This is a genomic window from Streptomyces sp. NPDC045998, from assembly GCF_056430285.1.
In genome coordinates, this window is record NZ_JBWKLJ010000004.1 from 140868 (window position 1) to 161817 (window position 20950).

Consider the following 20950-nt stretch of genomic DNA (forward strand, 5'->3'; position numbering starts at 1 on the left):
AATGTATGACAAGCCGTACTAGAACGATTAATCACCGAATCAGGTGAATCACTGCACTATTTGCGCCGAAAGTCATGCCTGAATCTTTACTCTGCATTACGATCAATTTACTGAGAGTTGGCAAACCCGCTACTTAGCGCCGTAGCCCACGGCCGCCGTGACACACGGCCGCGACCCCCACACGTTCGTTCGATTCGCACGTACCGCGACCGCGCCGCCCCGGAGGACATGGGAACCATGACCGCCTGCATCCCCCCGCGCCTGTCCCGTTCTGGCCGTACGTCCAGCGCGGACGGTGACGCACCATCCCCACCCCAGCAACCCCACAGCCCGCCCGGCGACGGCCGGTTCCGCGCGCCGCGCCGGTCCCGCCTCCGCGGCCGGTTCCACATCGCGGGTAACGACCTGTCCGCGTCCATCGTCGTCTTCCTCATCGCGCTGCCGCTCTCCCTCGGCATCGCGCTCGCCACCGGCGCGCCGCTCCAGGCCGGCCTGGTCGCGGCCGCGGTCGGCGGCATCGTCGTCGGCCGGCTCGGCGGTTCGCCGCTCCAGGTCAGCGGGCCCGCCGCCGGACTGACGCTCGTCACCGCCGAGTTGATCCAGAAATACGGCTGGCGCACCACCTGCGCCATCACCGTCCTCGCGGGAATCGCTCAACTCGGCCTTGCCACGCTGCGCGTGGCCCGTTCCGCGCTCGCCGTCTCCCCGGCGATCGTGCACGGCATGGTGGCGGGCATCGGGACGACGATCGCCCTCGCCCAGCTCCATGTCGTCCTCGGAGGTACGCCGCAGAGCTCCGCCGTGGACAACGCCCTGGGACTTCCGGCCCAGTTGATGGACCCCCACCTCGCGGGGCTGTCCGTGAGCGTGCTCACCATCACCCTCCTGCTGCTGTGGCCACGGATCCCGGGTACCGCCGGCCGGCTCCTGCGGAAGGTGCCCGCCGCGTTGGCCGCCGTGGCGGCGGCGACGCTGCTGGCCGTCGTCTCCGGGATGCGCGTGCCGCGCGTGGACCTGCCCTCCTGGAGCAGTCACGCCCTGCCCGGGTTGCCCGAGGGGCCGGCGCTCGGCATCGCCGCCGGCGTCCTGACCATCGCGCTCGTCACCAGTGTCCAGTCCCTGCTCTCCGCCGTGGCCGTCGACAAGCTGGTGGCCGCCCGCAAGGAGCCCAAGGTCCATGTGCCGCGCTCGAACCTCGACCGCGAGCTGGCCGGGCAGGGAGCGGCGAACATCGTCTCCGGGGCGCTGGGGGGTCTGCCGGTCGCCGGTGTCGCGGTGCGCAGCGTCGCCAACGTGTCGGCGGGCGCCGTCAGCCGCAACTCCACGATGCTGCACGGCCTCTGGGTGGTGCTGGCCGCCCTCTTCCTCGTGCCCGTCCTGGACCTGATTCCGCTGCCGGCGCTCGCCGCGCTCGTGATGATCGTCGGCATCCAGATGGTCAGCATCACCCACATCCGCAGCGTGACCCGCCACCGCGAGGTCATCGTGTACGCGGTGACGGTGGCCGGTGTCGTGCTGATCGGCATCCTGGAGGGCGTGGCGCTCGGCATCGTGACGGCCACGGGCCTCGCGCTGCACCGGCTGTCCAAGACCCGCATCACCGTGAAGAGCAAGGACGACACCGTGCGGGTGCGGGTGCGGGGGCAGTTGACGTTCCTCGCCGTGCCCCGGCTGAGCCGGGCGCTGCACCAGATCCCGCAGGGCGCGTACGTCGTCGTCGAGCTGGACGGGTCCTTCATGGACCACGCCGCCTACGAAACGCTGCAGGACTGGCAGATGACGCACCTGGCGCGGGGCGGGCAGGTCGAGGTGGCCGGGCGTTCCGGGGTGCGGATCGGGGAGCTCGGCTCGGGTACGGACGGCTGCTGCCGGCCCTGGACCGCGTGGCGCAACCACCACTGCGGCGAGCACCCGGATACCGACCGGCCCGAGCCAGCGGGCACCGTGGCGGACGCGTCGGGTCCGACCGGCTGCCGACTGGCCAGCGGGCTCAGCTCCTTCCAGCGCAACACCGCCCCGCTGGTGCGGGACGAGCTGGCGCGGCTCGCGCGCGACGGACAGCGGCCATCGCAGCTCTTCCTCACCTGCGCCGACTCCCGCCTGGTGACCAGCATGATCACGGCGAGCGGGCCGGGCGATCTGTTCACCGTGCGGAACGTGGGCAACCTGGTGCCGTTGCCGGGGGAGGAGTCCGGGGACGACTCGGTGGCGGCCGCGATCGAGTACGCGGTCGACGTGCTGCAGGTGCAGTCGATCACCGTCTGCGGCCACTCCGGCTGCGGCGCGATGCAGACGCTGTTGAACGCCCCGCCCGGGACATCGCAGGCGGCGCAGACCCCGCTGCGGCGCTGGCTGCGGCACGCGCAGCCAAGCGTGGACCGTATGAAGAGCAAGCACCGCACCTGGGCGCGACTCTCCGGCCGCCTGCCGGCGGACGCGGTCGAGCAGCTGTGCCTGACCAATGTGGTCCAGCAGCTGGAGCACCTGAAGGCCCACGAGTCGGTGGCACGCCGGCTGGCCGAGGGCACGCTGGAGCTCCACGGCATGTACTTCCACGTCGGCGAGGCGCAGGCGTACCTGCTGTCGGGCTCGGACGGGTTCGACGAGGTCTTCGACCCCGTGACCGCCGCGCGCCGGGAGGAAGCGCCGGCGTGACCGGTCCCGTCCCGGTGGCGTTCCGCCGTGGCCAGGGCAGGGCCCCGGCCACGGCCCCGCCGGGTGAACCGCCGGCGGTCGGCGGCCGTGCACGTCGGTGTGGTTCCTCCTCCCCGCCGCCCGGGGAAGGGGAACCACACCGACGCCCCGCCTCAGACACCAACAGGTCTAAACCAATGCTCGGGAAACCCTTGTCATCCCGGGCACCGGGCTGATGAGGTATGGGCTGGGACACATCGGACGCCCTGGGAATGGGAGATGTCGTGAGCAACGAGAGCTTGGCCAACCTGTTGAAGGAGGAGCGGCGCTTCGCTCCGCCCGCCGAGCTGGCCGCGAACGCCAATGTGACGGCGGACGCGTACGAGCGGGCCAAGGCGGACAGGCTCGGGTTCTGGGCCGAGCAGGCGCGGCGGCTGAGCTGGGCCACCGAGCCGACGGAGACCCTCGACTGGTCCAACCCGCCCTTCGCGAAGTGGTTCGCCGACGGCAAGCTCAACGTCGCGTACAACTGTGTGGACCGCCACGTCGAGGCGGGCCACGGCGACCGCGTCGCCATCCACTTCGAAGGCGAGCCGGGCGACAGCCGGGCCCTGACCTACGCCCAGCTCAAGGACGAGGTGTCCAAGGCGGCCAACGCGCTGACCGAGCTCGGCGTCCGCAAGGGCGACCGGGTCGCGGTGTACATGCCGATGATCCCCGAGGCCGCCATCGCGATGCTGGCCTGCGCCCGCATCGGCGCCGCGCACTCCGTCGTCTTCGGCGGCTTCTCGGCCGACGCCGTCGCGTCCCGCATCCAGGACGCCGACGCCAAGCTGGTCATCACCGCCGACGGCGGCTACCGGCGCGGCAAACCGTCCGCGCTGAAGCCGGCCATCGACGAAGCCGTGACCAGGTGCCCGCAGGTGGAGCACGTGCTCGTGGTCCGCCGCACCGGCCAGGACACCGCCTTCACCGAGGGCCGCGACCTGTGGTGGCACGACGTGGTGGGCCGCCAGTCGACCGAGCACACGCCCGAGGCGTTCGACGCCGAGCACCCGCTCTTCATCCTCTACACCTCCGGCACGACCGGGAAGCCCAAGGGCATCCTGCACACCTCCGGCGGCTACCTCACCCAGGCGGCGTACACGCACCACGCCGTCTTCGACCTCAAGCCGGAGACCGACGTCTACTGGTGCACCGCCGACATCGGCTGGGTGACGGGCCACTCGTACATCGTCTACGGGCCGCTGGCCAACGGCGCGACGCAGGTCATGTACGAGGGCACGCCCGACACGCCGCACCAGGGCCGGTTCTGGGAGATCGTGCAGAAGTACGGGGTCACGATCCTCTACACCGCGCCGACCGCGATCCGTACGTTCATGAAGTGGGGCGACGACATCCCCGCCAAGTTCGACCTGTCCAGCCTCCGCGTGCTCGGGTCGGTCGGCGAGCCGATCAACCCGGAGGCGTGGATCTGGTACCGGGAGAACATCGGCGCCGGCAAGACGCCGATCGTGGACACCTGGTGGCAGACCGAGACCGGCGCGATGATGATCTCGCCGCTGCCGGGCGTCACCGAGACCAAGCCCGGCTCGGCCCAGCGCCCGCTGCCCGGCATCTCCGCCACCGTCGTCGACGACGACGCGAACGAAGTGCCCAACGGCGGAGGCGGCTACCTCGTCCTGACCGAGCCGTGGCCGTCGATGCTCCGCACCATCTGGGGCGACGACCAGCGCTTCATCGACACCTACTGGTCGCGGTTCGAGGGGAAGTACTTCGCCGGCGACGGTGCCAAGAAGGACGACGACGGCGACATCTGGCTGCTCGGCCGGGTGGACGACGTCATGCTCGTCTCCGGCCACAACATCTCCACCACCGAGGTCGAGTCCGCGCTCGTCTCGCACCCGAAGGTCGCCGAGGCGGCGGTCGTCGGCGCGGCCGACGAGACGACCGGCCAGGCCATCGTCGCGTTCGTGATCCTGCGCGGCACCGCGAGCGAGGACGACACCCTCGTCGCCGACCTGCGCAACCACGTGGGCGCCACCCTCGGCCCGATCGCCAAGCCGAAGCGGATCCTCCCGGTCGCCGAGCTGCCCAAGACCCGCTCCGGCAAGATCATGCGCCGTCTGCTGCGCGACGTGGCGGAGAACCGGGAGCTGGGTGACGTCACCACCCTGACCGACTCGTCCGTCATGGAGCTGATCCAGACCAAGCTGCCGGCCGCCTCCAGCGAGGACTGACCCGGCACACAGCGGGCAGCAGGAGGGCACTCGGCGCACCGTCCGCGCCGGGTGCCCTCTCCGCACGCACGCGTTAGGGTAAGGATCACGTCAACAAAGCGATAAAGGGTGCGCCGGGAAGTCTGGTCGGCAGGTGTTTCGTCCTGCCCGCCGCCGTACCGACCGGAGGTCCCCGTGGCCGCGCCCAAGCCGTCCCACTCCCCCGCACCCCCGTCCGCCGCCCGGAAGTTCCTCGACCGGCTGCCCTTCCCCGAGCGGACGTTCGTCGCGGACGCGCTGCGCGCCGAGACCGTCGGCGGCGTCCTCCTCCTGCTCGCCGCCATCGCCGCCCTGATCTGGGCGAACACGCCGATCAGCGCGAGCTACGAGACGGTCCGCGACTTCCACATAGGCCCGGCCGCGCTCGGCCTGGACCTCTCCCTCCAGCACTGGGCCGCCGACGGCCTGCTCGCGATCTTCTTCTTCGTCGCCGGTGTCGAGCTCAAGCGCGAGCTCGTCGCGGGCGAACTGCGCGACCCGAAGGCCGCCGCCCTGCCCGTGGTCGCCGCGCTCTGCGGCATGATCGCCCCCGCCCTCGTCTACGTCGTGACCAACGTCGCGGGCGGCGGCTCCCTCGCCGGATGGGCCGTCCCCACCGCCACCGACATCGCCTTCGCCCTCGCCGTCCTGGCGGTCATCGGCACCTCGCTGCCGTCCGCGCTGCGCGCCTTCCTCCTCACACTCGCCGTCGTGGACGACCTCTTCGCGATCCTGATCATCGCGGTCTTCTTCACCAGCGACCTGAACTTCGCGGCGCTCGGCGGCGCGGTCGCCGGCCTCGCCGTCTTCTGGTTCCTGCTGCGCAAGGGCGTACGCGGCTGGTACGTGTACGTACCGCTGGCGCTTGTCATCTGGGGCCTGATGTACAACAGCGGCGTCCACGCCACCATCGCCGGCGTCGCCATGGGCCTGATGCTGCGCTGCCTGCGCCGCGAGGGCGAGGAGCACTCCCCCGGCGAGCACATCGAGCACCTGGTGCGCCCGGTGTCGGCCGGCCTGGCCGTGCCGCTGTTCGCCCTGTTCTCGGCGGGGGTGTCCGTCTCCGGCGACGCGCTGGGCGACGTCTTCACCCAGCCCGTGACACTCGGTGTGGTGCTCGGCCTGGTGGTCGGCAAGGCCGTCGGCATCTTCGGCGGTACGTGGCTGACCGCCCGCTTCACGCGGGCGTCGCTCAACGAGGACCTGGCCTGGGCGGACCTCTTCGCCGTCGCCACGCTCGCCGGCATCGGCTTCACCGTCTCGCTCCTCATCGGCGAGCTCGCCTTCGCCGGGGACGCGGCGCAGACCGACGAGGTCAAGGCGGCGGTCCTGATGGGCTCCCTCATCGCCGCCGTACTCGCCTCGGTCCTGCTGAAGCTGCGGGTGCGCAGGTACCAGGCGCTGCTCGAGGAGGAGGAGCGCGACGAGGACCTCAGCGGCGTGCCGGACGTGTACGAGATCGGGGACCCCGCGTACCACCTGAGAATGGCCGAGCTGTACGAGAAGAAGGCCGCCGACCACCGGCGGCGGGCGGCCGAAGCGGCCGCCGCAGAGGCCGAAGTGGCGGGGGCAACGCGCAGGGACGGCGACGGTCCGGCATGATCTGAGGTCGGACCGTAGGAGAGAAGAGGGAGCGAGACGATGAGCGACCCCGCCGGCAACGGTGCATTCGGCGCGGCTGGCACGGACCGCAGCCTCGGCCAACTGGTCGCTTCGGCGACCACCGAGCTGTCCGCGCTCGTGCACGACGAGATCGCGCTGGCCAAGGCCGAACTGCGTCAGGACGTCAAGCGCGGCGCGATGGGCGGTGCGGCCCTCAGCATCGCGGGCGTGTTCGCGCTCTTCTCGCTGCCGGTGCTGAGCTTCGCGGCCGCGTACGGCATCCACAACCTGGGACTGGGCCTCGCGTGGTCCTTCCTGATCGTGGGTGGCGCGTACCTGGTACTGGCGGCGCTGGCGGCGCTGCTGGCCGTGTCGAAGTTCAAGAAGGTCAAGCCGCCGGAGCGGTCCATCGCCTCCGCGAAGCGGTCGGCGGCGGTGCTGGGCAACGCCAAGCCGCACCCGCGCGGCGCGGGCGCCCCCGCCCTTCCGGTCAAGGGTGAGGTCGAGGTTGTGGCACGCTCGTCCGCATGACGGTCCCTGAAAGCAGCGCGGGCAGCACAGGCAGCCCTGGCAGCAGTCCCGTACGGATTGATGGTCCCTGGACACACAGGGACGTGGCCGCCAATGGGGCGCGCTTCCACATCGCCGAGATGGGCGACGGGCCGCTGGTGCTGCTGCTGCACGGCTTCCCGCAGTTCTGGTGGACCTGGCGCCACCAGCTGCCGGCGCTCGCCGACGCCGGTTTCCGCGCCGTGGCGATGGACCTGCGGGGCGTGGGCGGCAGCGACCGTACGCCGCGCGGTTACGACCCCGCCAACCTGGCCCTCGACATCACCGGCGTGGTGCGTTCGCTGGGCGAGCCGGACGCCGCGCTGGTCGGGCACGACCTCGGCGGCTACCTGGCGTGGACGGCGGCGGTGATGCGGCCCAAGCTGGTGCGGCGCCTGGTGGTGTCCTCCATGCCGCATCCCCGCCGGTGGCGCTCGGCGATGCTCTCCGACTTCGCGCAGACCCGCGCCAACGCGTACGTGTGGGGCTTCCAGCGTCCGTGGCTGCCCGAGCGTCAGCTCGTCGCGGACGACGCGGCGTTGGTCGGCCGGCTGATCCGGGACTGGTCGGGGCCGGGGGCGGACGAACCGGACGAGGACGCGATCGCGGCGTACCGGCGGGCGATGACCATCCCGTCGACGGCGCACTGCTCGATCGAGCCGTACCGGTGGATGGTGCGGTCGCTGGCCCGGCCGGACGGCATCCAGTTCAACCGGCGCATGAAGCGGCCGGTGCGGGTGCCGACGCTGCACCTGCACGGCGCGCTGGACCCGGTGATGCGGACGCGCAGCGCGGCCGGTTCGGGCGAGTACGTGGAAGCGCCGTACCGCTGGAGGCTCTTCGAGGGGCTGGGTCACTTCCCGCACGAGGAGGATCCGGTGGCCTTCTCGACGGAGCTCGTCAACTGGCTGAAGGACCCCGAGCCCGACCGGTAGGACGTTGCACCGGAAATACGAGGGAACGGTTGTCCTACGAACAGCCAAATGCCTCGCGCATAGGCCGATTGGCGGCGCCGCGGGCGGTTACCGACCTTGGGGCCCGGGCAGAGGTCCGGGTATGGGCTGGACGCACGACTACGCTGACGCAGCACGCAACCGCCGCTCGGTCTCGGCCTCGGCTTCCGCGCCGAACCCGCAGAGGAGCGGCCCGCAGGGCCAGGGGCCCGATCCCCGCCTCGGGATCTCGCTCATCCTGCGCCGCCGTGCCCGCTGGGTCTCGGCCCGGCTGCGGCATCCCCGCGACTGAGCCGGACTGACGGACTGCCGGACTGCCGGACTGCCGCTACCGGACTGACGGACTACCGGGCTCGGCCGGGTGGTTGAGCGCCGGACTCGGCCGGCGCGGGGCGCGTGCGCGAACCGGACGATTGAAGGCCGGGCTCAGCTGGACGGTTGAGCCCGGCAGTCCGTGTCAGAGCGCGCAGGCCTGGCTGTCGACCTGCTGGTTGGCGGTGCGGCCGCGCTCGATGTCCTCGCGGATCTCGTCGACCGTCAGGGCGTAACCGGTGTTCACGTCGTCCAGGGACCTCGCGAAGATGACTCCGTAGACCTTGCCCTCCGGGGTGAGCAGCGGGCCGCCGGAGTTGCCCTGGCGGACGGTCGCGAAGAGCGAGTACACATCGCGGCGCACCTCGTCGCGGTGGTAGATGTCCGGGCCGTTGGCGTTGATCCGGCCGCGGACGCGCGCGGAGCGGACGTCGTACGCGCCGTTCTCCGGGAAGCCCGCGACGATCGCGCTGTCCCCGCTCCGCGCGTCCGTGTCCGTGAACTGCAGCGGCGTCGCCTGCAGGTCCGGTACGTCCAGTACGGCGATGTCGCGCTGCCAGTCGTACAGGACCACCCGCGCGTCGTACAGCCGTCCCTGACCGCCTATCTGGACGGTCGGTTCGTCGACGCCGCCCACCACGTGGGCGTTGGTCATCACACGGCGCTCGGCGAAGACGAAGCCGGTCCCTTCGAGGACCTTGCCGCAGCCCTGGGCCGTACCGACGACCTTGACGATGGACTTCTGGGCGCGGGCCGCCACCGGGCTGCCCGCGAGCGCCGGGTCGGGCGGGCGGACCTCGGTGATGGGCTCGTTGGAGAACGGGCTGAAGACCTGCGGGAAGCCGTTCTGCGCCAGTACGGAGCGGAAGTCGTCGAACCAGGTGTCGGCCTGGTCGGGCAGCACCCGGTCGACCCCGAGCAGCACCTTGGAGCCGCGCACCTCCTTGCCGATGGTCGGCAGGGTGGTGGGGGCGAGGAGGGAGCCGAGCAGCCACGCCACCAGCAGCATCGCCACCACGTTGACGAGGGCGCCGCCGGTGGCGTCCAGGGCGCGAGCGGGCGACCAGGTGATGTGCCGGCGGAGCTTGTTGCCGAGGTGGGTGGTGAAGGCCTGGCCCACGGAGGCACAGACGATGACGATGACGACGGCGACGATCGCGGCGGTCGTCGAGACCTTGGCGTCGCCCGTCAGCGGTCCCCAGGCGAGCGGGAGCAGGTAGACCGCGACGAGGCCGCCGCCGAGGAAGCCGATCACCGACAGGATTCCGACGACGAAACCCTGGCGGTAGCCAACGATCGCGAACCAGACGGCGGCGACCAGCAACAGGATGTCCAGCACGTTCACCGTCATTAGCCTCGCAGATTCGTCTCCGGCCACCCCGGCCGGCCTCGGAGCGGAGTCATCAGCCTGTCATGAGCGCCAGTCGAGCGGGACCTGCCTGGTCCGGTCCCAGGGGCGCTCCCATCCGGCGAAGTGGAGGATGCGGTCGATGACGCCGGCGGTGAAGCCCCACACGAGGGCGGAAGCGACCAGGAACGCCGGCCCGCGGTGGCCGCTGGGGTGGACGGTCGTGGCGCGGTTGGCCGGGTCCGTGAGATCCGCCACGGGCACCGTGAAGACGCGGGCGGTCTCGGCCGGGTCGACGGCGCGGAACGGGCTCGGGGACCTCCACCAGCCGAGGACGGGCGTCACGACGAAACCGCTCACCGGGATGTAGAGGCGCGGCAGCACGCCGAAGATCTGTACGCCGGCGGGGTCGAGGCCCGTCTCCTCCTCCGCCTCGCGCAGCGCGGCGCGCAGCGGACCCGTGGTGGCCGGGTCGCCGTCCTCGGGGTCGAGGGCGCCGCCGGGGAACGACGGCTGGCCGGCGTGCGAGCGCAGGCTGCCGGCGCGCTCCATGAGGAGCAGCTCGGGGCCGCGCTCGCCCTCGCCGAAGAGGATCAGCACCGCGGCCTGGCGGCCCCCCTCCTCGGGCGGCAGGAAACGGCTCAGCTCCTCGGGCGCGATGGTGCGGGCCGCGCGGGCGAGGGGCCGTAGCCACGCGGGCAGGCCGTCGTCACTGACGGCCACCGCCGTACCGGCTCCGCCGGCCGTACCGGTACGGCCCGCGTGTCCTGCGCCCTCCTGCCGGGCGTCTTGCTCAGCGCGCGTCATAGGCACCCCCGGCTCTCCCAACGTATTCCGCTCCCCGGTTCGTTCCCTCACCCTCTGTGACTCGAGCTGTGACGCGGACTGCCATGCGGCCCGTTACCCGGTTCGTCACTCGGTCCGTTACCCGCTCTGTCACTCGGTCCGTTACCCGCTCCGTCACTCGTCGTCGCCCGTGGCGAGCGGGGCGGCGGGCCGTCCCGGATAGTCCGGCGGCGGGGCCAGGCGCTGACCCGGCAGGCCGCCCATCTCGTACTTCAGCAGCTTCTTCGCCTTCTCCGGGTCCGTCTCGCCCTCGCCGTACGACGGGCACAGCGGCGCGATGGGACAGGCGCCGCAGGCCGGCTTGCGGGAGTGGCAGATCCGGCGGCCGTGGAAGATCACGCGGTGGGACAGCATGGTCCACTCGGACTTCGGGAAGATCGCGCAGACCTCCTCCTCGACCTTCTCCGGGTCCTCCTGCTCCGTCCACTTCCAGCGGCGTACGAGGCGGCCGAAGTGGGTGTCCACAGTGACGCCCGGTACGCCGAAAGCGTTACCCAAGACCACGTTGGCGGTCTTGCGGCCCACGCCGGGGAGGGTGACGAGGTCCTCCAGGCGGCCGGGGACCTCTCCGCCGAAGGTGTCCCTGAGCGCCGTGGAGAGCCCGATCAGGGACTTCGCCTTGGCGCGGAAGAAGCCGGTGGGCCGGATCAGCTCCTCCAGCTCCTCGGGGACGGCGGCGGCCATGTCCTCGGGGGTCGGGTACTTCGCGAAGAGCGCCGGGGTCGTCTGGTTGACGCGGAGGTCGGTCGTCTGGGCCGACAGGACGGTCGCGACGAGCAGCTCGAAGGGGTTGCGGAAGTCGAGCTCGGGGTGGGCGTACGGATACACCTCGGCGAGCTCCCGGTTGATGCGGCGGGCCCGCCGCACCATCGCGAGCCGCGACTCGCTCTTGCCCGCGGTCGCGCCCGTGGCCTTGCCAACCGCCTTGCCCGTGGTCTTGCCGACCGCCTTGCCGACCGCCTTGCCCGTGGTCTTGCCGACCGCCTTGCCGACCGCCTTGCCCGTGGTCTTGCCGACCGCCTTGCCGGCCGCCTTGCCCGTGGTCTTGTCGACCGTCTTCCCGGCCGCCTTGCCTGCCGTCTTCCCGGCCGCGGCGCGAGACGGTTTGGGCGCGGGCTTGGACGCGGCGGTTGGCGCGGCGGCCACACGCACTCGTGACGAACCGCCCGATTGAGCCGCCTTTGTCGATTTTTTCGGTGAAGGCGACGCGTGTTCGCCCACAGCGGAATTCTGTTCCCCGGACACTCTCCCGGCCCCCTTGGCCTGCGCTCTCACCGGCGAATTGGACACCCGGCCAGCCTAAGCGCCGACACCGTCATCCGCCCCGGGCACGGGCGATCACGACCCAATCGGGGCCCTGCCGCACGGACACGCGTACCAGTGCGTCAAACTTGTTGTGATTGATCGCACTGTTTTACCGTCCGGCATCATGGGACCCACACCCAACGTCCCTGAGCAGGTCGACATAGGAGAGAACTCGTGGACGACGTTCTGCGGCGCGCCCCGCTCTTCGCGGCGCTCGATGACGAGCAGGCCGCGGAGCTCCGCGCCTCGATGAGTGAGGTGACGCTCGCCCGTGGCGACGCGCTCTTCCACGAAGGCGACCCGGGCGATCGGCTCTACGTGGTCACCGAGGGCAAGGTGAAGCTGCACCGCACCTCCCCCGACGGGCGCGAGAACATGCTCGCCGTCCTGGGCCCCGGCGAGCTGATCGGCGAGCTGTCCCTCTTCGACCCGGGCCCGCGCACCGCCACCGCCACCGCGCTGACCGAGGTCAAGCTCCTCGGCCTGGGCCACGGCGACCTCCAGCCCTGGCTGAACGCCCGCCCCGAGGTGGCCAGCGCCCTGCTGCGCGCCGTCGCGCGGCGCCTGCGCAAGACCAACGACCAGATGTCGGACCTGGTCTTCTCCGACGTGCCGGGCCGCGTCGCCCGCGCGCTCCTGGACCTGTCGCGCCGCTTCGGCGTGCAGTCCGAGGAGGGCATCCACGTCGTGCACGACCTCACCCAGGAGGAGCTGGCCCAGCTCGTCGGCGCCTCCCGCGAGACGGTCAACAAGGCCCTCGCCGACTTCGCCGGCCGCGGCTGGCTCCGTCTGGAGGCCCGCGCCGTGATCCTGCTGGACGTGGAGCGGCTGGCCAAGCGCTCGCGCTGACCCACGCCGGTAGCCGTCACCGGTACCCCGTTCGTACGAAAGGGCCGCCCCGCGGATCGCGGGGCGGCCCTTCGTGCGTCCCGGCGGGCTCAGATCAGGCCGTGCTCGCTCAGGTACTCCAGCTGCGCCCGTACCGACAGCTCGGCCGCGGGCCACAGCGAACGGTCCACGTCCGCGTACACGTGCGCCACGACCTCCGGCGCGGTCCGGTAGCCGTTCTCGACAGCCGTCTCCACCTGCGCGAGCCGGCTCGCGCGGTGGGCCAGGTAGTACTCGACCGCGCCCTGGGCGTCCTCCAGCACCGGCCCGTGCCCCGGCAGCACCGTGTGGACCCCGTCGTCGACCGTCAGCGAGCGCAGCCGCCGCAGCGAGTCCAGGTAGTCGCCGAGACGGCCGTCCGGGTGCGCCACCATCGTCGTACCGCGGCCCAGGATGGTGTCCCCGGTCAGTACGGCGCGATCGGCCGGGAGGTGGAAGCTGAGCGAGTCGGCGGTGTGCCCGGGCGTCGGTACGACGCGCAGTTCCAGGCCCCCGACCTCGATCAGCTGCCCCGCCCGTAGCCCCTCGTCGCCGAGGCGCAGCGCCGGGTCCAGGGCCCGTACCGGCACCCCGGTCAGCTCGGCGAAGCGGGCGGCGCCCTCCGCGTGGTCGGCGTGGCCGTGCGTGAGGAGCGTGAGCGCGACGCGCTTGCCCAGCCGCTCGGCGGTCTCGACGACCCGGGACAGGTGGCCGTCGTCGAGCGGCCCGGGGTCGACGACCACGGCGAGCGCGGAGTCCGGCTCGGACAGGATCCAGGTGTTCGTGCCGTCGAGGGTCATGGCGGACGGGTTGGGCGCGAGCACGTTGACGGCGCGTCGGGTGGCGGGGCCGGAGATCACGGCTCCGCGCGGCTGTCCGGGAAGCGCGGCGGCGTCGGTCATGCGGAAGGCCCCCCTGTCGGCAGCTGCGAGGACACCCGCTTGGTGAACTCGTCGTGGCCCGGCCAGCTCAGGACCACCTGGTCGCCCTCCAGGCGCGCCTCGGCCAGTACGGGGGTGAGGTCCCGGTCCCGTGCCGCGGCCAGGGCGGCGGCGGGCGTGGTGGCGTACCGCGCGAGGGAGCGCAGGGTGGCGATCGTCGGGGGCATCATCAGCAGCTCGCCCCGGTCGTACCCCGCCGCCGCGTCCGCCGGGCGGATCCACACCGTGCGGTCGGCCTCGGTGGAGGCGTTCCGGGTGCGCTGGCCCTCGGGCAGGGCGGCCACGAAGAACCAGGTGTCGTAGCGGCGGGGCTCGAACTCCGGGGTGATCCAGCGCGCCCACGCCCCGAGGAGGTCGGAGCGGAGCACCAGCCCGCGCCGGTCCAGGAACTCCGCGAAGGCCAGCTCCCGGGCCACCAGGGCCGCCCGGTCGGCCTCCCAGTCGTCGCCCGTGGTGTCCGCGACGACGGTGTCGGCGGTCGGCCCCGCGAGCAGGACCCCCGCCTCCTCGTACGTCTCACGCACCGCCGCGCAGACGACGGCCTGCGCCTCGGCGGGGTCCGCGACCCCGAGGCGGGACGCCCAGTCGGCAGGGGACGGGCCCGCCCAGCGCACGGGGGTCCGGTCGCGGGGGTCGACCCCGCCGCCCGGGTACGCGTACGCGCCGCCCGCGAACGCCATGGAGGTGCGCCGCCGCAGCATGTGGACCTGCGTGCCCTGCGTGCCGTGGGTGCTCTCGGTGCCTTCGGGGACCTCGGCGGCGTCGCGCAGGAGCATGACGGTCGCGGCCCGCCGCGGGGGCACCACCTCGAGGGAGCCGTCGGCGAGCGCGCGGATCCGATCGGGCCACTCGGGTGGGTACCACTGACCATTGGACATGGCCGGATGCTATGCGCATCCGGCCCGATGTTCGAGAGGGATCCGGCAGCCCGGAAACCCGCCGCCTCCGGTCCAGTCCCGCACCGTTCAGTCCCGGACGCTCGGTCCCGGACGGTCAGTCCCGGACGGCCGGTACCAGCGGCCGGTACCAGACCGGTCAGCCCAGACCGTCAGTCCTGGACGAGCTCGACCTGGATCTCGACCTCGACCGGCGCGTCCAGCGGCAGCACCGCGACGCCCACCGCGCTGCGCGCGTGCACGCCCTTGTCGCCGAGCACCTCGCCCAGCAGCTCGCTCGCGCCGTTGAGCACGGCCGGCTGCCCGGTGAAGTCCGGCGCGGAGGCGACGAAGCCGACGACCTTCACGACGCGCGCGATGCGGTCCAGGTCCCCGGCGACCGACTTGACGGCCGCCAGCGCGTTCAGCGCGCAGATGCGCGCGAGTTCCTTGGCCTCCTCGGGCGTGACCTCGCCGCCCACCTTGCCGGTGACCGGAAGCTTGCCCTCCACCATCGGGAGCTGGCCCGCGGTGTACACGTACACGCCCGACTGGACGGCCGGCTGGTACGCCGCCAGCGGCGGTACGACCTGCGGCAGCGTCAGGCCGAGCTCGGCCAGCGTCGCCTCGACCCGGCCGGTCACGCCTTCTCCCGCTTCAGGTACGCCACGAGCTGCTCGGGGTTGTTCGGTCCCGGCACGACCTGGACGAGCTCCCAGCCGTCCTCGCCCCAGGTGTCCAGGATCTGCTTGGTCGCGTGCACGAGAAGCGGCACAGTCGCGTATTCCCACTTGGTCATGGTGCCGACTGTAGCCGCTGCCACCGACGGCGACGCCGCCAAGGGCAGCCTCCTGCTTGCCGTGCCGGGGCACTGGTTAGGCTCGACGGCGTGAGCAGGCTCCAGGTCGTCAGCGGCAAGGGCGGTACCGGTAAGACGACGGTCGCCGCCGCCCTCGCGCTCGCCCTCGCGACCGAGGGCAAGCGGACCCTCCTCGTGGAGGTCGAAGGCAGACAGGGCATCGCACAACTCTTCGAAACGGAGGCGCTTCCGTACGAGGAGCGCAAGATCGCCGTCGCGCCGGGCGGCGGCGAGGTGTACGCGCTGGCCATAGACGCCGAGCGCGCCCTCCTCGACTACCTCCAGATGTTCTACAAACTCGGCTCGGCCGGGCGGGCGCTGAAGAAGCTCGGCGCCATCGACTTCGCGACCACCATCGCCCCCGGCGTACGCGACGTCCTGCTGACGGGCAAGGCGTGCGAGGCGGTACGCCGCCGGGAGAAGCACGGCGGGTTCACGTACGACTACGTCGTCATGGACGCCCCGCCGACCGGCCGCATCACCCGGTTCCTGAACGTCAACGACGAGGTGGCCGGTCTCGCGCGCATCGGCCCGATACACAACCAGGCGCAGGCCGTGATGCGGGTGCTGAAGTCCCCGGAGACGGCCGTGCACCTGGTGACCCTGCTGGAGGAGATGCCCGTCCAGGAGACCGCGGACGGCATCGCCGAGCTGCGCGACGCCTCGCTCCCGGTCGGCAACGTCATCGTCAACATGGTCCGGCCGCACGTGCTGGACGAGCACGCGGTACGGGCGGCCGCCGGCGACCACCGCAAGGACATCGCCAAGGCGCTCGCCGCGGCGGGGGTGAAGGCCCCGGCCCGGCTGGTCACCCCGCTCCTCGACCAGGCCGCCGAGCACGCGCGCCGGGTGGAGCTGGAGCGGGAGCAGCGCGAGGTACTGGCGAAGCTTCAGGTCCCGACGTACGAACTGCCCTTCCTGGGGGAGGGCGCCGACATCGCGGGGCTGTACCGGCTGGCCAAGGACGTACGCGAGCAGCTTGGGGGGACGACCGCATGACTCCGAACCAGGCCCGAGCCCTGGACCCGGCCCCGGCCCTGGAGGTCGATCCGCTCCTCGACGACCTGGCGACCCGCATCATCGTGTGCTGCGGCGCGGGCGGCGTCGGCAAGACGACGACCGCGGCGGCCCTGGGCGTACGGGCGGCGGAGCGGGGCCGCAAGGTGGTGGTGCTGACCATCGACCCGGCCCGCCGGCTCGCCCAGTCGATGGGCATCGACCGGCTGGACAACGTCCCGCGGCGCGTCGACGGCATCGAGGGCGGCGGCGAGCTGCACGCGATGATGCTGGACATGAAGCGCACCTTCGACGAGATCGTCGAGGCGCACGCGGACCCGGAGCGGGCCCGCGCGATCCTGGGCAACCCCTTCTACCAGTCCCTGTCGGCCGGTTTCGCGGGCACGCAGGAGTACATGGCGATGGAGAAGCTGGGCCAGCTGCGGGCGCGCGACGAGTGGGACCTGATCGTGGTCGACACGCCGCCGTCCCGCTCGGCGCTGGACTTCCTGGACGCGCCGAAGCGGCTCGGGTCGTTCCTGGACGGCACGTTCATCAAGCTGCTGATGGCGCCCGCGAAGGTGGGCGGCCGGGCCGGGATGAAGTTCCTGAACGTCGGCATGTCGATGATGACGGGGACCCTCGGCAAGCTGCTCGGCGGTCAGCTGCTGCGCGACGTACAGACCTTCGTGGCGGCGATGGACACGATGTTCGGCGGGTTCCGTACGCGCGCGGACGCCACGTACCGGCTGCTCCAGGCGCCGGGCACGGCCTTCCTGGTGGTGGCCGCGCCCGAGCGGGACGCGCTGCGTGAGGCGGCGTACTTCGTGGAGCGCCTGGCGGCGGAGAAGATGCCGCTGGCCGGTCTGGTCCTCAACCGGGTCCACGGGAGCGGCGCCGCGCGGCTGTCGGCCGAGCGGGCGCTGGCGGCGGCGGAGGTCCTGGACGGGGAGCATGCGGAAAATCTTGACGAGTGCCGCATTGTGGATCAGGGCGCCGGGAAGACTGGTGTTCGTGGCGGCCACGACGACAGCCCGTCGGAGGCCACCTCTCCCGAGCCGCCCCCCGCGTCACCCGCCAGCGATGCCCTTGTCGAGGTCTCGCCCGCCGTCGCCCAGGTGACGGCCGGTCTGCTCCGCCTGCACGCCGAGCGCATGCAGGTGCTCGCCCGCGAGCGCCGCACGCGTGACCGCTTCGCCGCGCTCCACCCCGAGGTGGCGGTGGCCGAAGTGGCCGCTCTGCCCGGCGACGTACACGACCTCGCCGGTCTCCGCGCGATCGGTGACCGGCTGGCGACGGCAAACGCGACCGGGGACGCGACCGCGGGCGGCGCGGGCGCGACCGGGGGCACGCGCTAGCGGCGGCGGGCCCTCGCTGAAGTGGGGCCTCGCCGGAGCCGGGGCCGGAGCCTCGCCGGAGTGCGGTCTCGCCGGAGCCGGAGCCTCGCCGGAGCCGGGGCCGGGCCACCGACGGCGGCTACCCCACCGCGGCGTACGACTCGTACGTCTCGTCGTCGTTCAGCGCGACGGGCAGGATGCCCGCGCTGCGCTCGTACTCCGTGCGCGCGGTCTCCAGGAGCCGGCGCCACGAGGTGACGGTCGGGCGCCGGCGCAGCAGTGCGCGCCGCTCACGCTCCGTCATACCGCCCCACACGCCGAACTCGACGCGGTTGTCCAGCGCGTCGGCCAGGCACTCGGTCCGCACCGGACATCCGGTGCACACCGCCTTGGCCCTGTTCTGCGCCGCTCCCTGCACGAAAAGTTCATCCGGATCGGTAGTGCGGCAGGCCGCCTGCGCACTCCAGTCAGCTACCCAGCCCATACCGGCGCCGTCCTCTCCCGAATCGAGGCTCCCCCACGGCGGCGAGCGGCATATTCACCGCCGCCAGTTGAGGACGTTACGGAAGGTGGACACAGCGCAACACCCCCTTCGGGCCCAATCTTGAATGGCCCGAACGGACTATGCGTACGCGGCAGATCACCCAGGGGAGTGACCCGTGGACATATCCCCCTCATCCCCTACAACACGACATGTCCGATGATCAACAACAGGCGTCCGCTGACGCATGCGGCGGAAACGGACACCGCCCGGCGAGGGCGACCGGCGGGCGCGAAGACAGGGGCGGGGCAGGCTCCTTCGGTGGTCGGGCCGAAAGATCCGCGACTGCTGTGACAGTTGTGACCAGCTTAGGCCAAGGCATATACGCGTGTCCGGCGAATGAGAACGTAGGCTGCTGCCATGCCAAAGAAGCGCTCGGGCGGAGGCCTGACCGGCACCCAGCAGGCCGCCAAGTTCCTCGGTGTCAGCGTGCTCTCCGGAGCCGTACTGGCGGGCATCGCCCTGCCCGCGGCCGGCGTGCTGGGCCTCGCGGCGAAGGGGACGGTCCAGGGGTTCGACGAGATCCCGGCCGACCTGAAGCGGCCGCCACTGAGCCAGCGCACCACGATCCTCGACGCCGAGGGTGGCCAGATCGCCACCGTCTACTCCCGCGACCGCACGGTCGTGGACCTCAAGGACATCTCCCCGTACATGCAGAAGGCGATCGTCGCCATCGAGGACTCGCGCTTCTACGAGCACGGCGCCATCGACCTCAAGGGCGTGCTGCGCGCGCTCAACCGCAACGCCCAGTCGGGCGGTGTGGCGCAGGGCGCCTCGACGCTGACGCAGCAGTACGTGAAGAACGTCTTCGTGGAGGAGGCCGGCGACGACCCCGACAAGGTCGCGCAGGCCACGCAGCAGACGCTCGGCCGCAAGATCCAGGAGCTGAAGTACGCGATCCAGGTGGAGGAGGAGCTCGGGAAGAAGAAGATCCTCGAGAACTACCTCAACATCACCTTCTTCGGGCAGCAGGCGTACGGCGTCGAGGCCGCGGCCAAGCGCTACTTCTCCAAGTCCGCCAAGGACCTGACCCTGGAGGAGGCCGCGATGCTGGCCGGCCTCGTCCAGTCGCCGAGCCGCTACGACCCCGTCAACGACGTGGAGGAGGCGACCAAGCGGCGCAACATCGTGCTGCAGCGCATGGCGGCCGTCGGTGACATCAGCCAGGCGGAGGCCGACCGCGCGAAGGCCACCCCGATCCAGCTGAAGGTCAGCAAGCCGAAGAACGGCTGCATCACCGCCGTCGACGGCGCGGGCTTCTTCTGCGACTACGTACGCGAGGCGTTCCTCTCCAGCCCCGTCTTCGGGAAGGACCGGGAGGAGCGCAACAAGATCTGGAACCGCGGCGGCCTGACGATCCGCACGACGCTCGACCCGCAGGCGCAGAAGGCGACGCAGGCGTCGATAACGGAACACGTCTACCAGAGCGACAAGGTCGCGACGGCGGTGACGATGGTCCAGCCCGGCACCGGCAAGATCCTCGCGATGGGCCAGTCCAAGCCGTACGGCTTCGGCAAGGACGAGACGCAGATCAACTACTCGGTCAACAAGAGCATGGGCGGGTCGAACTACGGCTTCCCGGTCGGCTCGACGTTCAAGCCGTTCGTCGCGGCGGCGGCCCTGGAGCAGGGCAGGCCGCCGACGCAGGTGTACTCGGCGCCGTACCAGATGCCGTACCCGGACTCGGTGTCGACGTGCGGCGGCAAGCCGTGGCGCAACGTGGGCGGCGACACCGTGGAGAACGAGAACGAGAAGGAGGTCGGCCCCTACGCGCTCAGGGAGGCCATGGAGCTGTCGGTCAACACCTACTTCGTCCAGATGATCGCCGAGATCGGCATGTGCCCGGTCACGGAGATGACGGACAAGCTGGGCGTGGTGATGGGCAACGACAAGAAGCTCCCCGAGAAGCCCTCCGCGCTCACCCTCGGCTCCGACGGGATGTCGCCGTTGACCATGGCGACCGCGTACGCGGCCTTCGCCAACCGGGGCACGTACTGCACGCCGATCGCCATCGAGTCCATCAAGACGGCGGACGGCAAGAGCATGGAGGTGCCGAAGAGCGCGTGCACGAAGGCCATGTCGGAGCGGACCGCCGACACGATCAACGAGCTGCTGGGCGGTGTGGTGGACTCCGGTACGGGCCGGCAGGCCGGCCTCTCGTCCCGTGACAACGCGGGCAAGACCGGTACGACGGACGGCCGCAAGAACGCGTGGTTCGTCGGCTACACCCCGAACCTGTCGGGCGCCGTCTGGGTCGGCAGCCCCACCCAGCAGGTGGAGATGGAGTACATCACCATCGGCGGGGAGTACCACGAGAAGGTCTTCGGCGGTCAGGTCCCCGGCCCCATCTGGAAGGACGCGATGACGGGCGCGCTGGAGGGAGCGGACTCGCCGTCGTTCGTGCCCGTCGCCATCCCGGACGCGCCGAAGCCCGACGGCAAGGGGAAGCCCAAGCCGGGCGACGACCCCAAGCCGGGCGGCGGAGGCCACTCGCCGTGGCCGGGCATCTCCATCCCGCCGGACCTGATCGGCGGCGGGAACGGACGCGGCGGCCAGGGGAACAACGGTGGCGGCAACGGCGGTTGGGACTGGGGCCGCTGAGCCTGCCGGACCGTGTACGCAAGGGGGGCGGTGACACACTGAAGAAGAGAGGGGGCCCCCCCTTTGGTTTCCCTTTGCCTCCCACCTGTGTGTAGCAGACCCGCTTTTTGTTGCGGGGCCCCACCC

At 71.5% G+C, this 20950-nt stretch carries 18 protein-coding genes; 10 read left to right on the plus strand and 8 right to left on the minus strand.

Going from position 1 to position 20950, the window contains the following annotated elements:
* Positions 1–237 precede the first annotated feature (237 nt).
* From AC07FJ_RS13650 to AC07FJ_RS13675, 6 genes are all read left to right on the plus strand, one after another.
* Entirely contained in the window at positions 238–2655 is a 2418-nt protein-coding gene (locus AC07FJ_RS13650; protein ID WP_479048587.1) for a bifunctional SulP family inorganic anion transporter/carbonic anhydrase, read from the plus strand.
* A 263-nt stretch (positions 2656–2918) separates the two neighbouring features.
* On the plus strand, positions 2919–4874 hold the full coding sequence (gene acs, locus AC07FJ_RS13655; RefSeq protein ID WP_479048590.1) for an acetate--CoA ligase: 1956 nt from the start codon (positions 2919–2921) through the stop codon (positions 4872–4874).
* Positions 4875–5048: 174 nt separating this feature from the next.
* Entirely contained in the window at positions 5049–6494 is a 1446-nt protein-coding gene (gene nhaA, locus AC07FJ_RS13660) for a Na+/H+ antiporter NhaA (RefSeq protein ID WP_479048593.1), read from the plus strand.
* A 39-nt stretch (positions 6495–6533) separates the two neighbouring features.
* Positions 6534–7025, plus strand: coding sequence for a phage holin family protein (locus tag AC07FJ_RS13665; protein WP_479048596.1), 492 nt, complete (start codon positions 6534–6536; stop codon positions 7023–7025).
* Positions 7022–7978 carry an alpha/beta fold hydrolase gene (locus tag AC07FJ_RS13670; protein ID WP_479048599.1) on the plus strand — a complete coding sequence of 319 codons (957 nt, stop codon included), beginning with the start codon at positions 7022–7024 and terminating at the stop codon, positions 7976–7978. Before AC07FJ_RS13665 ends, AC07FJ_RS13670 begins: the two co-directional genes overlap by 4 nt.
* A gap of 121 nt (positions 7979–8099) precedes the next feature.
* Positions 8100–8288: a hypothetical protein gene (locus AC07FJ_RS13675; protein WP_361426005.1), complete on the plus strand. Its 189-nt coding sequence runs from the start codon at positions 8100–8102 to the stop codon at positions 8286–8288.
* A 165-nt stretch (positions 8289–8453) separates the two neighbouring features.
* On the opposite strand, the gene AC07FJ_RS13680 is transcribed toward AC07FJ_RS13675, so the two are convergent.
* From AC07FJ_RS13680 to nth, 3 genes are all read right to left on the minus strand, one after another.
* Entirely contained in the window at positions 8454–9653 is a 1200-nt protein-coding gene (locus AC07FJ_RS13680; protein ID WP_468286983.1) for a MarP family serine protease, read from the minus strand.
* A gap of 66 nt (positions 9654–9719) precedes the next feature.
* Positions 9720–10463 carry an NUDIX hydrolase gene (locus tag AC07FJ_RS13685; protein WP_479048603.1) on the minus strand — a complete coding sequence of 248 codons (744 nt, stop codon included), beginning with the start codon at positions 10461–10463 and terminating at the stop codon, positions 9720–9722.
* 153 nt (positions 10464–10616) lie between these two features.
* Positions 10617–11648: an endonuclease III gene (gene nth, locus AC07FJ_RS13690; protein WP_479048606.1), complete on the minus strand. Its 1032-nt coding sequence runs from the start codon at positions 11646–11648 to the stop codon at positions 10617–10619.
* A gap of 333 nt (positions 11649–11981) precedes the next feature.
* On the opposite strand from nth, the gene AC07FJ_RS13695 reads away from it, so the two are divergent.
* Positions 11982–12656, plus strand: coding sequence for a Crp/Fnr family transcriptional regulator (locus AC07FJ_RS13695; RefSeq protein WP_010473292.1), 675 nt, complete (start codon positions 11982–11984; stop codon positions 12654–12656).
* 89 nt (positions 12657–12745) lie between these two features.
* On the opposite strand, the gene AC07FJ_RS13700 is transcribed toward AC07FJ_RS13695, so the two are convergent.
* The 4 genes from AC07FJ_RS13700 to AC07FJ_RS13715 form a co-directional block, all read right to left on the minus strand.
* Entirely contained in the window at positions 12746–13576 is an 831-nt protein-coding gene (locus tag AC07FJ_RS13700) for an MBL fold metallo-hydrolase (protein WP_479048609.1), read from the minus strand.
* Positions 13573–14493: an NUDIX hydrolase gene (locus AC07FJ_RS13705; RefSeq protein WP_479048612.1), complete on the minus strand. Its 921-nt coding sequence runs from the start codon at positions 14491–14493 to the stop codon at positions 13573–13575. The genes AC07FJ_RS13700 and AC07FJ_RS13705 overlap by 4 nt, the downstream gene beginning before the upstream one ends.
* Positions 14494–14663: 170 nt before the next feature.
* Positions 14664–15134 (minus strand): RidA family protein, encoded by a 471-nt coding sequence (locus tag AC07FJ_RS13710; RefSeq protein WP_355361738.1) that lies wholly within the window; start codon positions 15132–15134, stop codon positions 14664–14666.
* Positions 15131–15289: a Sp36 family protein gene (locus tag AC07FJ_RS13715; RefSeq protein ID WP_003967454.1), complete on the minus strand. Its 159-nt coding sequence runs from the start codon at positions 15287–15289 to the stop codon at positions 15131–15133. Before AC07FJ_RS13715 ends, AC07FJ_RS13710 begins: the two co-directional genes overlap by 4 nt.
* A 90-nt stretch (positions 15290–15379) precedes the next feature.
* On the opposite strand from AC07FJ_RS13715, the gene bagA reads away from it, so the two are divergent.
* Together bagA and bagB are read left to right on the plus strand one after the other, a co-directional pair.
* Entirely contained in the window at positions 15380–16348 is a 969-nt protein-coding gene (bagA, locus tag AC07FJ_RS13720) for an ATPase BagA (RefSeq protein WP_479048617.1), read from the plus strand.
* The gene (gene bagB / locus AC07FJ_RS13725) at positions 16345–17703 is read left to right on the plus strand and encodes an ATPase BagB (RefSeq protein ID WP_479048620.1); all 1359 of its coding nucleotides are present in this window, start codon (positions 16345–16347) and stop codon (positions 17701–17703) included. The genes bagA and bagB overlap by 4 nt, the downstream gene beginning before the upstream one ends.
* Before the next feature lie 118 nt (positions 17704–17821).
* On the opposite strand, the gene AC07FJ_RS13730 is transcribed toward bagB, so the two are convergent.
* Positions 17822–18166, minus strand: coding sequence for a WhiB family transcriptional regulator (locus tag AC07FJ_RS13730; protein ID WP_355361744.1), 345 nt, complete (start codon positions 18164–18166; stop codon positions 17822–17824).
* A 417-nt stretch (positions 18167–18583) separates the two neighbouring features.
* Here AC07FJ_RS13730 and AC07FJ_RS13735 point away from each other — a divergent pair, with 417 nt between their 5' ends.
* Entirely contained in the window at positions 18584–20824 is a 2241-nt protein-coding gene (locus AC07FJ_RS13735) for a transglycosylase domain-containing protein (RefSeq protein WP_479048623.1), read from the plus strand.
* Positions 20825–20950: the final 126 nt, after the last annotated feature.

Bases quoted from the DNA above. Each gene is read 5' to 3' on its own strand.
- AC07FJ_RS13650 (WP_479048587.1), top strand. From the start codon at position 238: ATGACCGCCTGCATCCCCCCGCGCCTGTCCCGTTCTGGCCGTACGTCC.
- AC07FJ_RS13665 (WP_479048596.1), top strand. From the start codon at position 6,534: ATGAGCGACCCCGCCGGCAACGGTGCATTCGGCGCGGCTGGCACGGAC.
- AC07FJ_RS13670 (WP_479048599.1), top strand. From the start codon at position 7,022: ATGACGGTCCCTGAAAGCAGCGCGGGCAGCACAGGCAGCCCTGGCAGC.
- AC07FJ_RS13675 (WP_361426005.1), top strand. From the start codon at position 8,100: ATGGGCTGGACGCACGACTACGCTGACGCAGCACGCAACCGCCGCTCG.
- AC07FJ_RS13685 (WP_479048603.1), bottom strand. From the start codon at position 10,463: ATGACGCGCGCTGAGCAAGACGCCCGGCAGGAGGGCGCAGGACACGCG.
- AC07FJ_RS13700 (WP_479048609.1), bottom strand. From the start codon at position 13,576: ATGACCGACGCCGCCGCGCTTCCCGGACAGCCGCGCGGAGCCGTGATC.
- AC07FJ_RS13705 (WP_479048612.1), bottom strand. From the start codon at position 14,493: ATGTCCAATGGTCAGTGGTACCCACCCGAGTGGCCCGATCGGATCCGC.
- AC07FJ_RS13715 (WP_003967454.1), bottom strand. From the start codon at position 15,289: ATGACCAAGTGGGAATACGCGACTGTGCCGCTTCTCGTGCACGCGACC.
- bagB (WP_479048620.1), top strand. From the start codon at position 16,345: ATGACTCCGAACCAGGCCCGAGCCCTGGACCCGGCCCCGGCCCTGGAG.
- AC07FJ_RS13730 (WP_355361744.1), bottom strand. From the start codon at position 18,166: ATGGGCTGGGTAGCTGACTGGAGTGCGCAGGCGGCCTGCCGCACTACC.
- AC07FJ_RS13735 (WP_479048623.1), top strand. From the start codon at position 18,584: ATGCCAAAGAAGCGCTCGGGCGGAGGCCTGACCGGCACCCAGCAGGCC.